The following is a 12,581-nucleotide window of genomic DNA, read 5'->3' as shown; positions in this document are numbered from 1 at the left end:
ATCTAAGCGGAGAAGAGCCCATACAGGTAATGAACATGAGCGATACTAATTCAAGACCAGCTTTACCAGATCATCTTGCAGGCAACCCACGCAGCCCACACCACGTGGCTGAGTGTTTCGAATACCCAATCGGCATTCGTCTAAATGGTAAAGAGCGTACTGATGTTGAAGAATACTGCATCAGTGAAGGTTGGGTTAAGATCCCTTCTCCAAAAGCGCTAGATCGTTTTGGTCAGCCAATGCTTATTACTCTTAAAGGCACAGTAGAAGCTTTCTACATCGAAGATTAATCACTTCGTGTAACTCGGTAATGTCGAGTACAAAACGCTGTTTATAGAAAGGTCTAGAGAAATCTAGGCCCTTTTTTTTATTTAGGGTTCCTCGATATTCAATTACCACGCGATACCTGCACCAATTGAGAACTCCAAGTCTTCACCTTCAGCTTTGTCGAAACCTGCCGTAACAACAAAACCACTGTCCATAATGTAGGTTGCGTCTAGGCCACCAACTTGTTTCGTTGAGCTATCAGAGAGCTCGCGGTTCTCAAAGGTAACGTCTGTATGTGTACGCTTAATGCCGTATCCCGGTGTGATGTATAAATTTTCTGTGATACCAATAGGGGCGTGAAACTGATATTCATTGTCGCGCTGTTTATATTCGTATGAACCTTCGTCTTCGTTATAAGCAGAGCGTGTGAACTCGACGCCGTAACCTAACGTGCCTGGGCCTCGATATTTAATGTAAGAAGCAGACCAATCTCTCCAACCCCGCTCAGCCGATAGGCCGAATGTAATCGCCGTTTCTTCTTGGTTTTGTTCATAGGCTTGAACTTCAGAAACAGTGAAGAACAGACTAGCGGCTAAGATGAGAAGGGGAAGTTTGTTATTGGTCATTGGATCGCTCGCTTATGTATACAAAATATCGACGAATTCAAAAATGTTGAATGTCAGTAAATTAGTAACCTAGTCTGGATCTTCCTTGAGAATTTATAGTTATCTATCTTTTATCGATGTGCGGTGAACACACCCTGACATTTCATCAGGGCGTTTCAGATTTAGAGGTTATGGGTGAGTACTATCTTAAATTACGTAACTTATTGACCTGCATTTTTGTACGTACTTTAGTGACTTCAGCATGAGACGGCAGGTTATCTTTGATTTTGTTTTTTACCTCAGCCATAGGAATAAAATTCCACTGACCGTCGTGATATTTAACAACGAATGTTTCACGATCAATCTCCTCACGGAATACCCAAACACCATCGTCAAAACGTTTAAAGTCGCCAATCACGTTACCGTCTGTGCCGTGAACGGTCCAAAAGGTGTGTTCTGTGTCTGAGTAAGTTTTTCTCTGACCGTTAATTTCTTTTTCTCCTACCGTCACCTTTACATGGTCCTTTTCGACCAACACTTCACCAACACGTATATCATCGACATAGATACTGTAAAGCGTATGCTCTTCAGTGATCTGCTCTTTAACGGCCGCTATTTGCGCATCACCATTATCTCTATTGAAAAAAGGAATATCTCCGATCTCTGGAATATGAACAAAGCCTAAATCTGCGTCTGCGATTTTGTCTTTTAGAGTCGGAGCATCATGGCCATAGTTCGGATCTGGATTGTCGTAACCACCATCGTTATCTGTGTCATCTAGTCCAAAACCAGGGTCGATGTTTTCATAGCCGTAATCTCCATCGAATTGTGGTTGTGCTGGATCTGAGTTTCCACCTGATGAGCAACCAGCTAGAACAGTAGTAAGCACAAGAGCGATAAGTGATTTGTTCATGATATTTCCTATCGTTATTTAATTTCGTAAAGGCAATGAGCGGATAACCAATTCCACTAGTCGCTGTCCTAACGCACTTAACGTTGTAGGGCTGCTGCATTGCTTGAGGTTGTACGATACGTAAACTTAGGTGTTCAATAAATAAACTGATCAATAGGTTTAACATCAGGAATAGTTATGTGTTATCGACAAAATAAAACGTCTATGGGTATGAGCTTAAAACGTCTTTGGGTATTAACCCTGTGTTGGTTAGTTGCAAAACTCGAGTTCTGACGAATTTCATGCCTTTTAATTAAGATCCTTTCTGTATTCATTTCACCAAAGCTCAAATAATTTGTTCGTTATCTATTCATTCGACCAATTATTGTTCGCTAACCCCATTTCTAGAATTCAAAGGCGCAAACGAAAATATGAAGCGCAGTCTAATTAAATGAAACTAAAGTGCTGTATTTAAGGTTATTTATTGTTAATGGCTATCTCTATCACAGAAATTAATCCTGAAGCACATACAATGCCCTGACTTTCGAATGAGCGCTTAATTTTTTTCGTTCGAGCATTTTTAATTCTATCGCCCAATATTTATGAGGTTCCTATGTTTGGAATATTCAAACCTATGGCGCATATCGATCGCTTATCATCAGATAAGATCGATAGCACCTACACACGTTTACGATGGCAGCTATTTCTCGGCATCTTTGTTGGCTACGCAGGTTATTACTTAGTTCGCAAAAACTTCAGTTTGGCGATGCCTTACCTTATTGAGCAGGGCTTCAGTCGCGGAGAGCTTGGTGTTGCCTTGGCTGCAGTGTCAATTGCTTACGGCTTATCTAAATTTTTAATGGGAAGCGTGTCGGACCGCTCTAACCCGCGTTATTTCCTCAGCGGTGGCTTGTTAATGTCGGCACTGGTGATGTTCTGCTTTGGCTTCATGCCTTGGGCAACAGGCAGCATTACTGCAATGTTTATCCTGCTGTTCCTTAATGGTTGGTTTCAAGGTATGGGCTGGCCGGCTTGTGGGCGAACCATGGTGCACTGGTGGTCACGTAAAGAACGTGGCGAGATAGTGTCGGTATGGAACGTTGCACACAATGTTGGCGGCGGATTGATTGGTCCAATGTTCTTATTGGGTCTGTGGGCTTTTAACGACGACTGGCGAACCGCTTTTTATGTTCCTGCATTTTTTGCCACTCTCGTTGCTATTTTCGTTTGGTTTACAGTAAGAGATACACCTCAATCTTGTGGTTTACCTCCGATTGAAGAACACAAAGACGATTACCCAGATGATTACGATAAGTCTCACGAGACAGAGATGACCGCTAAAGAGATCTTCTTTAAGTATGTATTCAATAATAAGTTGTTGTGGTCAATTGCTATCGCGAACGCGTTTGTTTATTTGATTCGTTACGGTGTACTCGATTGGGCTCCAGTTTACTTAAAAGAAGCGAAAGACTTCTCTGTGGATAAATCATCTTGGGCTTACTTCTTGTACGAGTGGGCGGGTATTCCTGGCACTTTATTGTGTGGTTGGATCTCAGATAAGTTGTTTAAAGGCCGACGTGCACCTGCAGGGATCCTGTTCATGGTACTCGTGACTGTTGCTGTATTGGTGTACTGGCTGAACCCAGCAGGTAACCCAACGGTTGACATGCTGGCACTGATTGCGATTGGTTTCCTTATCTATGGACCAGTAATGCTCATCGGCTTGTATGCGCTAGAGCTTGCACCTAAAAAAGCGGCGGGAACAGCGGCTGGCTTAACCGGTTTGTTTGGCTACCTAGGTGGTGCGGTTGCTGCCAACGCAGTACTTGGCTTTATGGTTGACCTTTACGGTTGGGATGGTGGTTTCATTATCTTGGTTGGTGCTTGTGTCGCTTCAATAATTTGTCTGGTATACGCGTTCTTAGGTGAGCGTGCACACCACAAACAAAAAGAACTTGAGCAACAAAAAGAAGCGTTAACTCAGTAGTTTACTAATTAGACAACGTCATACTAATAGACAACAGAGGCAGGGATATCCTGCCTCTGTGCTATCAAAGGAATAGAAATAATGAAAACAACGTCAATGTGCCTAACTCTTTTAGCGCTTAGCTTATCAACCAATGCGCTTGCCGATCCTTTAGTGATCGCTCACCGTGGTGCATCAGGTTATTTACCGGAACACACATTACCGGCAAAAGCGCTCGCTTATGCAATGAAACCGGACTACATCGAGCAAGATGTTGTGATGACAAAAGACGATCAGTTGGTGGTACTGCATGACCACTATTTAGATCGCGTCACCGATGTTGCAGACCGCTTTCCAGACCGTGCAAGAGCAGATGGCCGCTATTACGCGATTGACTTTACGCTTGCCGAGATCAAATCATTAAAAGTGACCGAAGGTTTTAACCTCGATGATCAAGGCAACCGAGTGGCAGGGTATCCAACACGTTTCCCTATGTGGCAGTCTGATTTCCGTGTCGCTACTTTTGCAGAAGAAATCGAATTGATCCAAGGCTTAAACAAGACGCTCGGTTATGACGTGGGCATTTATCCTGAAATCAAAGCGCCTTGGTTCCATCGTCATGAAGGAAAAGACATCTCTAAAGCGGTGCTTGCTACCTTGCATCAATATGGCTACCTATCAAAAGACGACAAGGTCTATTTGCAGTGTTTTGATGCTAACGAACTTCAACGCATCAACGATGAGTTAATGCCAGCCATGGAAATGGATCTTAAGCTCGTTCAGTTGATGGCTTACACCGATTGGAACGAAACCATGACGTACAAAGGCGATAAAGCGACGCCGTATAGTTATGACTGGATGTTTAAGAAAGGCGGCATGGCAAAGGTTGCGACCTATGCAGATGGTATTGGCCCGTGGAAACCAATGCTGGTGGACGACGCATCGACTAAAGATAACATTATCATTAAACCGTTGATGAAATCTGCCAAAGACGCAGGCTTAGATGTTCACCCATATACGTTCCGTGCTGACCCTGGCAGAATTCCGGGTTATGCCGATAACTTCGATGGTATGTTGGACGTGTTTTACAACCAAGTGAAAGTAGACGGTATGTTTACCGATTTTCCAGACAAAGCGGTAGAGTTCCTTAACCGTTAAGCTATTCAACCGTCATAAGTAATCAAATACAAAGAGCTAAAAGTAAATTTAACGGTACTTTTAGCTCTTTCCGTCCACACCGTTCTCAATCAAATCCCCATTTTGACATTCCTCAGGTTTACACAGATCTCGCTCCTTGATAGGTTACCCACATCACAGTTAGTCGCTTGTCCAAAGGCTTGTACTTACTGAACCTTATATTGAAATTGGAAGCATCATGGAAGAAAGAAGCCAAGCTTATCTAGATAACTATCTAAACTCATTACCAGCAGAAATTGCTAAACAGCACACCTCTTTCAGTGCCGACTATTTCTGCGGAGACGAATACAACGCCAACTTGTGCGCGCAACTCATATTGAAAGGCGAAAAGCAGGCGTCTTGCAGCCTAGAGTATTGGTACAGCCATGAAGATGAAGTGATGCCTATTGTCGGACACTTGCAAGTTGTTACCGATTGGGACGGCAAGCCGATCTGTGTTGTTGAAATCACGTCTGTTTCCTTGTGTCCGTACAATAAAGTGACCGCTGAATTTGCTGCCGCAGAAGGTGAGGGTGACAAAACTCTAGAATGGTGGAGAAAAGCGCATTGGAACTTCTTCTCACGTGAATGTGAAGAACTCAAGATCACACCGAGTGAAGACATGATGTTGGTACTTGAACGTTTCAAAGTGGTTCATCAATAAGTTTTGAGATTGAAAAGTGTCCTCGGGCTAGTTGAATCTTAACTCATGGCACTTAGAGAGCGAGATTCGATTAAGCGATACAACAAGGAGTGTGTAGTGAAAATAGCGATATTGGATGATTATCAGAACGTAGTAAAAAGCCTTGCGTGCTATAACAAGTTAGAACAACACGAGGTTCAGGTATTCACAAAAACTTACCTTGAAGACGAGCTTGCGCTGAAGTTACACGACTTTGAAGCTCTCGTACTTATCCGCGAAAGAACCGAAATCACTGAGTCGTTGTTATCCAAGTTACCCAATCTCAAGTTAATCAGCCAAACAGGTAAAGTTAGTAATCATATCGACCCACACATGTGTGAACGGTTCGGCGTGAAAGTATTAGAAGGGCGCGGTTCACCAGTTGCACCTTCTGAACTGTGTTGGGCATTGATTATGGCTGCGTCTCGCCACATTCCCACCTATGCGTCAAACCTCAAGCAGAACCAATGGCAAAATTCAGGTTCACTCGGCTTAGGTAGAACATTAAAGGGCTTAAAGCTAGGCATTTGGGGCTATGGAAAAATCGGACGCTGCATCGCGCAATATGCCAAAGCATTTGGAATGGACGTGATGGTGTGGGGAAGCCAAACCTCAAGAGAGCAAGCACTGGACGACGGTTTTGAAGCGGCAGAAAACAAACACGCGTTTTTCAGTGACGTAGATGTACTCTCGTTACACCTACGCTTGAATGACGCCACTAGAGGTTGCGTAACTGCTGAGGATCTTGGCTTAATGAAGCCAGACTCACTGTTCGTGAATATCAGCCGAGCGGAGTTAGTCGAGCCAAAAGCCTTATTTAATGAACTCACTAAGGTGCTAAGCAAACGAGCGGCGATTGATGTGTTTGATACAGAGCCCGCCACCACTGACATTGAACCAATATTATCCTTGCCAAACGTCACAGCAATGCCGCATTTAGGCTACGTTGAACAAAATAGCTACGAACTCTACTTTGATATCGCTTTCGATAATATTCTGTCCTATCAAAGGGATGGCATATCGAGCTAGAATCTGCCTAAAGTAAAAAGGTAGAGAAAGTATGAGCTTAACAATCAGACAAGTAACAGTAGATGATGCTCAGGGTATTATCGATGTATTAAACCCAATCATCATCGAAGGGCGTTATACCATCTTAGATCAGACGTTTACGTTGGATGAAGAGAAAGGTTTTATTGAGTCGTTTCCCGAACGTGGCGTGTTCAGTGCTGCTGTTAATCAAACGACTAATCAATTGCTTGGTTTTCAAAATGTAGAGCCGTTTGCCTCGTATACGAAAGCCTTTGATCATGTGGGTATTATTGGGACTTATGTAGACGCAAGCAGCCGTGGGCAAGGCGTCGCAAAGCAGTTATTTGAACACACATTCGAAGTCGCAAAAACCAAAGGCTACGAAAAGCTTTTTGCTTATGTTCTAGCCAATAACGAACGCGCATTAACGGCTTATCTCAAACAGGGTTTTGAAACTGTAGGAATAGCAAAGAAACACGCCAAGATTGGCGGCCAGTACTATGATGAGATTCTTATCGAGAAGTTCTTATAAGTACGGCGAAATATTCGCAATATCATCGATGCAGGAGGCATGATGAACAAAGCTACAAAATCAACGGTTTCAACCAAGCTGACTAAAACCGTCTTATTTGATTGGGGTAACACCTTAATGATCGACTTCCCAGACGCACAAGGGAAAATGTGTGACTGGAAAATCGTACAAGAAGTGAGTGGGGCCCAAGCCTTACTCGCTCAATTGTCGGAGCATCACGATATATACATCGCGACGAACGCGGCCGACTCCAGTAAAGATGACATCATCAGTGCATTTGAACGTGTCGGGTTATCCCAATACATTGATGATTATTTCTGTAAGGCGAGTATTGGCTTATCTAAATATGATTCTGGTTTCTATCCTGCCATTATTGCCAAGCTAGGTATCGAACCACAAGACGTCACCATGGTGGGAGATACCCTCGAAAAAGATATCTATCCTGCGCTGGAAGCTGGCTTACAAGTGGTCTGGCTGAACACGGAAGGAACTGAGCTTAAGTCAGAACATCCGAATGTCGTACAAGTTCAATCTCTAAGCGAACTGTCGGAGAAGAACGATTAACTCTCTGATATTCGGCCCATATAGTGCGCTTGTTTGTTTTGACGTAAAGCTCTCATTTATTGCCTACCTAATGCTCTAAGCTAAGTTTAGATTTCTAATATAAGGGCTAGGCTATGAGTATTGAACGTCATGGAATATCGGTTGGAATTGAACGTGTTAGCTGCGAGACCATCATCGTGTTTAAAGCGAAAGGAAAGCTGACACACGACGATTATCAAGCAATGATACCAATCCTAAACACAACAATAGAAGAGATCGATTCATCCGCATTGAAGATGCTAGTCGACATCTCAACATTAACGGGTTGGGAACTGCGCGCCGCGTGGGACGATTTCAAACTCGGTTTAGAACTCAACTCTAAAATAGACAAGATTGCTATTTGTGGCGATAAAAGCTGGCAAGAAATGGCGTCAAAAGTCGGCAGTTGGTTTGTGTCTGGCGATATTAAGTCATTCGAAGAATATGACTCTGCGATAGAGTGGCTAGTTGACTAATTCGACCACAGTTCAGTTTTATGACAGCTGGCGAGTGTTTTACTTGTAGGCTGTCGTTTATCGACTCTCAAAGCCATTTCCTAAGCAATTCAATAGAATATGTTCACTGCTGCGTGTAACATGCGTCTGCCGCGATACGCTCGTGCTAACCAGAATAATAAACACAATAACAAGGTCTAAGAACATGAATAAGGTAATTGATAAGCTCGCTTGGATATTCATTGAAGATGGCAAGTTGCTGATGGTGAGGTCAAAAGGCAAAGAGCTGTTCTACTTGCCGGGCGGAAAGCGTGAAGCAGGGGAAAGTGACGAGCAAGCATTGGTACGCGAAATCAAAGAAGAAATATCGGTAGACCTAGTGCCTGATTCAATCAAATACGTAGAGACGTTCACTGGCCAAGCTGACGGCAAAGCAGAAGGCGTGTCAGTGCAGTTGACGTGTTACCTTGCAGATTATACTGGCGAACTCGCTCCAGATGCTGAAATTGAAGAGCTTAAGTTTGTTGATGGCAACGACAGAGCAGTATGTTCATTGGCTGCTCTTGTTGCGCTTGATTGGTTAGAAGCAAACCAGTATTTACCACTTATCAGTAAATAATGGCTCGTTAATATAGAACGACTGTTTAGTCAGGATCTTTATAAGATCAGTGCCTATGAAAAGCTTGAAGGGCGACTGTCTTTCATAAGAATGTCGAGTTTTCTTTGAGCTTTTTTCGTATCTTGTAGATCCACCACCTCAATCATCTCGCATTCATCTCTTACCATCTCATTGATTAAGCTCGGATAGTGTCGGCAATCTTCAGGTCGGTCTAAGTAAATGCTGCACGTATATTTAGCTTGGGCATTCTTATCTTTCGTTGGAACAACTTCTAGGAAAGGGCAACGACTTAAACGTTCGCCAGATTTAGGATCAAACCAGATCTCACTACCGCGAACATATTCAAATATGTCTGGATTGAACAGCTCCCACAAATCAATCTCTTCTTGAGTCGCGGCAAGGTCACCATCTCCATATTTGATACAGCATTTTCCGCATTGATTACAATTTTTCATTAATAACTTCATCGGTTGGTGAGCTTTTGTCATTTTACCACTGATAGCCGTGACACGTTGATTTTGTTGTCCATCGTTCGGAAACTCAAAGGAACCACCTCATTTGATATTCATTTATCTAAGTCACAACACTGCAAACAGGGCTGTAAACAGTGATACAATTTGTGCCTAGCAAGTTATTAAAACAAAGGCATAAAAATGAGAACCGTATACACCACCGAAGGCGACATTAACGCAAAGAAACAGAAAGACGCTTACCCAAAGTTGGCGCTATGTGATAACTGCGTTCGAGACTATGTGGTGATTGCTCAAGGTGAACGAACCTACAAGCCTTGTGCTAAATGTGGCGCAGACGATTAATGCGCCTTGATAAATACCTTTGTAAAAGCACAGAACTAACAAAACTCGAAGCCGTTCAGCGAATCCAAAACGGTGAGGTGAGTGTGAACAGTGTGGTTGTGTTAGATGAATCTACTCAGGTTCATGAAAGTAACGCTATCTTGCTAAATGGTGATGCATTAACGCTACGAGAGTTTCGATACATCTTAATGCACAAGCCAGCGGGCACCATCTGTTCCAATATCGATGAAGTGTACCCATCGCTTTTCAATTATCTGGAGTTAGAGAAAGCGTCTGAACTGCACATCGCAGGGCGGTTAGATGCCGACACAACCGGTTTAGTGTTGATCACCGATGATGGCCGTTGGTCTTTCAATATCACACTACCTACTAAGTCGTGCAAAAAGGTCTACCGCGTGACATTGTCACGTGATATCAAAAACGATGTCGCAGATAAATTCAAAGTGGGGGTTCAGTTGCAAGGTGAGAAGAATCCCACGCGCCCCGCAGAACTAGAAGTGATAAGCCCGAAAGAGGTGCTACTGACCATTACAGAAGGTAAGTTTCATCAGGTTAAACGAATGTTTGCTGCAGTAGGTAACCGAGTGGTAGGGCTGCACAGAGAGCAAATAGGCGAAGTAAGTTTAGATGTTGAAGAAGGCCAGTGGCGATACCTCACTAAAGATGAAGTTGCGTCTTTTAGCCAGTAACCTAAAACAAATTAAAGCATAAAGCCTAGCGATAAATCTGGGCTTTAAAACAGAAGGAATTGTTTATCATGGAAAACCTCAAAGTCGCAGAAATAAAGTCGTTTGTCCCCGCGAAAGACTTCGATTTGTCTAAGCGTTTTTACCAAGCTCTAGGCTTTGAAATCATGTCGGAGTTCCATGATATCGCTTATTTTCGTCACGGCGATTATGCATTCCTTTTACAAGATTTTTACGAACCTGCGCACTGTCACAATTACATGATGCACTTGCTGGTGGAAGACGTAAAAAGTTGGTATCAACACGTGCAAAACTCTAATGTAATGACGGAATTTGAAGTAACCGTTACCGAGGTTGTCGAACAGCCTTGGGGAATGCTCGAGTTTTGTATCACTGATCCAAGTGGCGTGCTATGGCGTGTTGCCGAGAACATCAGGCCACGTTAGCCCGTAAACTTGTTTTAAGGCCAGTGAAACGCTTCAAATTATCCATATGTCGCTTAATTTATACCGCTCTCGGTAATTATCAAATAGGTTAAAACATGGATATAAAGGCAAAAATGCACAGCCAAGACGTTTATTACTGTGATGACGTTGATCTGGTCGCCGAGCAAACACAATGCTTAGAAGTGCTTTACGATTTCAACCACACTCGCCCGAGTGAAGGTGACAAACGTCAACAAATCATGAAGCAACTGTTCGCAGAAGTCGGCGAGGGTTGTTACATCGAGCCACCACTTCATGCCAACTGGGGGCGTCACACGCACCTAGGCAATAACGTATATGTAAACTTCAATCTAACTCTGGTCGATGACACAGACGTATTCATCGGCGATAACGTAATGATTGCACCTAACGTAACCATCGCGACAGGTACACATCCCATCAGCCCAGAACTTAGGCTCAAAGCCGCGCAATTCAATGTTCCTGTTCGTATCTGCAATAACGTATGGCTTGGAGCGCACGCGGTTGTTTTACCGGGCGTCACCATAGGTGAAAACTCGGTAATCGGCGCGGGCAGCATAGTCACTAAAGACATCCCAGCAAATGTGGTAGCCGTCGGTAACCCTTGCAAAGTGATACGTGAAATCAACGAGCGCGACCGAGAGTACTACCACAAAGATCGCCGCATTCCAGACGAGCTTAAGTAATCTGTATTAGCCATATTTTTATCGAGATGGCGTTTGGTCATGCTATACAGAAAGATTCTGCATTTTCACTAACGCCGACGCTAGCTGTGATATAAGTCGTTGTTATATAATGACTAACTTGCATATTAGATCTGAACAGTAGAAACTAGACAGAATTAGTCTGCATTTAAATGCAGAATTTTGCTGTCTAATAGCTGTTATACAAAAGGAGGTTTCAAAACCATGGATAAGGTTGATTGGCATAAAAATAAGATTGATGACAGCACAATAATTACAGAGAGCTATAAAACGACTCAGAATGTTCGCAGATATTTTAAATCTAAATTTGGCGATAATTTTAAGTTTGATCGTGATTTCATGAATTGGATTAACAATGCCACAGGTTTGACAATGGGGGATGCCTCAGAAGAGTGGGCTAAACGACAGAAATTAAAGTAATTGATATTAAAGTACACTCACTAGGATTTAGTGGATAGCCTACGCGCTGTAGGTTTTTGTATAACAAATTGTTCAAGAAGGATTCGCAACGCGTGGCATTTTTACTATGCGTTGAGTTTAGTGTTTAAGGTGTTATGCAGCAGCTTTGGTTTTGCGTTGCTCACCCCTTAACAAGGCGTTATAAGCCAAAGAGGAAATATGGAATATTCTTTAATACTTGTTGCTCTCAGTGCGGAGCAAATCTCCCAAGCTAAAGCGGTCAATGGGCAGAGCAAACAGATTACCCATGCATTACTTTGTGGTTCTTATGGGCAAATGTTTGGTACTGAAAAACAGTGCTCGAAATACTACAACGCATGGAAAAATATTTTCCAAGACCTATTTCCCGAGTCAAAATCTGTGCAGGCTTGTGATGTGATTAATTATGAATCAACCTTTGATTTAGTGAACATTCTAATAGCTGCTGCTGACGAAAAGAAACAGGTTAATAAATGCATTAAACCAACTAAAAGCCAGAAACCTCAGCTAACAGAAAAGAAAGGGTTTTGGACGCGTATCTTTGGGTAGGCTTATAACAAAGCATTTAAGAGTGATTCTCAACGCTTGGCATTTTTCATTCTATCGTTGAGTTCAGTGTTTACGGTGGTAAGGTAAGGTTTCGTGGTAGCGTTGCTCACACCTTAATGC

The 12,581-nt window shown here is 42.9% G+C and carries 18 protein-coding genes; 15 read left to right on the top strand and 3 right to left on the bottom strand.

Translation table 11 applies throughout. The annotated features are described in order from the left end of the window. Nucleotides 1-35 precede the first annotated feature (35 nt). The gene (locus BCT49_RS07640; RefSeq protein ID WP_029223190.1) at nucleotides 36-290 is read left to right on the top strand and encodes a DUF3297 family protein; all 255 of its coding nucleotides are present in this window, start codon (nucleotides 36-38) and stop codon (nucleotides 288-290) included. Between the two features lie 102 nt (nucleotides 291-392). Here BCT49_RS07640 and BCT49_RS07635 read toward each other — a convergent pair whose 3' ends face one another. Both BCT49_RS07635 and BCT49_RS07630 read right to left on the bottom strand, forming a co-directional pair. Further along, a complete protein-coding gene (locus BCT49_RS07635; RefSeq protein WP_102434746.1) occupies nucleotides 393-893 on the bottom strand; it encodes a hypothetical protein in 501 nt (166 codons plus the stop codon). 181 nt (nucleotides 894-1,074) lie between these two features. Further along, the gene (locus tag BCT49_RS07630) at nucleotides 1,075-1,785 is read right to left on the bottom strand and encodes a lipoprotein (protein WP_102434745.1); all 711 of its coding nucleotides are present in this window, start codon (nucleotides 1,783-1,785) and stop codon (nucleotides 1,075-1,077) included. A 592-nt stretch (nucleotides 1,786-2,377) separates the two neighbouring features. Here BCT49_RS07630 and glpT point away from each other — a divergent pair. The 8 genes from glpT (at nucleotide 2,378) to BCT49_RS07590 (ending at nucleotide 8,805) form a co-directional block, all read left to right on the top strand. After that, nucleotides 2,378-3,751 carry a glycerol-3-phosphate transporter gene (gene glpT / locus BCT49_RS07625; protein ID WP_102434744.1) on the top strand — a complete coding sequence of 458 codons (1,374 nt, stop codon included), beginning with the start codon at nucleotides 2,378-2,380 and terminating at the stop codon, nucleotides 3,749-3,751. Between the two features lie 81 nt (nucleotides 3,752-3,832). Next, nucleotides 3,833-4,888 (top strand): glycerophosphodiester phosphodiesterase, encoded by a 1,056-nt coding sequence (glpQ, locus tag BCT49_RS07620; RefSeq protein ID WP_102434743.1) that lies wholly within the window; start codon nucleotides 3,833-3,835, stop codon nucleotides 4,886-4,888. Between the two features lie 217 nt (nucleotides 4,889-5,105). Beyond that, on the top strand, nucleotides 5,106-5,570 hold the full coding sequence (locus tag BCT49_RS07615; RefSeq protein ID WP_102434742.1) for an ASCH domain-containing protein: 465 nt from the start codon (nucleotides 5,106-5,108) through the stop codon (nucleotides 5,568-5,570). A 96-nt stretch (nucleotides 5,571-5,666) separates the two neighbouring features. Continuing rightward, nucleotides 5,667-6,617 carry a D-2-hydroxyacid dehydrogenase family protein gene (locus BCT49_RS07610; RefSeq protein ID WP_102434741.1) on the top strand — a complete coding sequence of 317 codons (951 nt, stop codon included), beginning with the start codon at nucleotides 5,667-5,669 and terminating at the stop codon, nucleotides 6,615-6,617. A 31-nt stretch (nucleotides 6,618-6,648) separates the two neighbouring features. After that, a complete protein-coding gene (locus BCT49_RS07605) occupies nucleotides 6,649-7,149 on the top strand; it encodes a GNAT family N-acetyltransferase (protein WP_102434740.1) in 501 nt (166 codons plus the stop codon). 42 nt (nucleotides 7,150-7,191) lie between these two features. After that, nucleotides 7,192-7,713 carry an HAD family hydrolase gene (locus BCT49_RS07600; RefSeq protein WP_102434739.1) on the top strand — a complete coding sequence of 174 codons (522 nt, stop codon included), beginning with the start codon at nucleotides 7,192-7,194 and terminating at the stop codon, nucleotides 7,711-7,713. Between the two features lie 113 nt (nucleotides 7,714-7,826). After that, complete coding sequence (locus BCT49_RS07595; protein WP_102434738.1) at nucleotides 7,827-8,207, top strand: STAS/SEC14 domain-containing protein; 381 nt, start codon at nucleotides 7,827-7,829, stop codon at nucleotides 8,205-8,207. Between the two features lie 184 nt (nucleotides 8,208-8,391). Further along, a complete protein-coding gene (locus BCT49_RS07590; RefSeq protein ID WP_029223502.1) occupies nucleotides 8,392-8,805 on the top strand; it encodes an NUDIX hydrolase in 414 nt (137 codons plus the stop codon). 53 nt (nucleotides 8,806-8,858) lie between these two features. On the opposite strand, the gene BCT49_RS07585 is transcribed toward BCT49_RS07590, so the two are convergent. After that, a complete protein-coding gene (locus BCT49_RS07585; protein WP_017107975.1) occupies nucleotides 8,859-9,260 on the bottom strand; it encodes a YkgJ family cysteine cluster protein in 402 nt (133 codons plus the stop codon). Between the two features lie 198 nt (nucleotides 9,261-9,458). Here BCT49_RS07585 and BCT49_RS25795 point away from each other — a divergent pair, with 198 nt between their 5' ends. From BCT49_RS25795 to BCT49_RS07555, 6 genes are all read left to right on the top strand, one after another. After that, complete coding sequence (locus BCT49_RS25795; protein WP_012604036.1) at nucleotides 9,459-9,620, top strand: hypothetical protein; 162 nt, start codon at nucleotides 9,459-9,461, stop codon at nucleotides 9,618-9,620. Continuing rightward, nucleotides 9,620-10,309: a pseudouridine synthase gene (locus tag BCT49_RS07580; protein ID WP_102434737.1), complete on the top strand. Its 690-nt coding sequence runs from the start codon at nucleotides 9,620-9,622 to the stop codon at nucleotides 10,307-10,309. The genes BCT49_RS25795 and BCT49_RS07580 overlap by 1 nt, the downstream gene beginning before the upstream one ends. Before the next feature lie 68 nt (nucleotides 10,310-10,377). Continuing rightward, nucleotides 10,378-10,752, top strand: a complete 375-nt coding sequence (locus BCT49_RS07575) for a VOC family protein (RefSeq protein WP_102434736.1) — start codon at nucleotides 10,378-10,380, stop codon at nucleotides 10,750-10,752. Between the two features lie 95 nt (nucleotides 10,753-10,847). Next, nucleotides 10,848-11,456 carry a sugar O-acetyltransferase gene (locus tag BCT49_RS07570; protein ID WP_102434735.1) on the top strand — a complete coding sequence of 203 codons (609 nt, stop codon included), beginning with the start codon at nucleotides 10,848-10,850 and terminating at the stop codon, nucleotides 11,454-11,456. A gap of 222 nt (nucleotides 11,457-11,678) precedes the next feature. Continuing rightward, nucleotides 11,679-11,894, top strand: coding sequence for a DUF6434 domain-containing protein (locus BCT49_RS07565; RefSeq protein WP_102434734.1), 216 nt, complete (start codon nucleotides 11,679-11,681; stop codon nucleotides 11,892-11,894). Nucleotides 11,895-12,092: 198 nt separating this feature from the next. Next, nucleotides 12,093-12,461, top strand: coding sequence for a hypothetical protein (locus tag BCT49_RS07555; RefSeq protein WP_102434732.1), 369 nt, complete (start codon nucleotides 12,093-12,095; stop codon nucleotides 12,459-12,461). The last annotated feature ends 120 nt before the right edge of the window (nucleotides 12,462-12,581 follow it).

This window comes from Vibrio lentus (genome assembly GCF_002875945.1).
GTDB lineage: Bacteria > Pseudomonadota > Gammaproteobacteria > Enterobacterales > Vibrionaceae > Vibrio > Vibrio apostichopi.
This window is presented reverse-complemented; position numbering and strand designations above follow the sequence as displayed.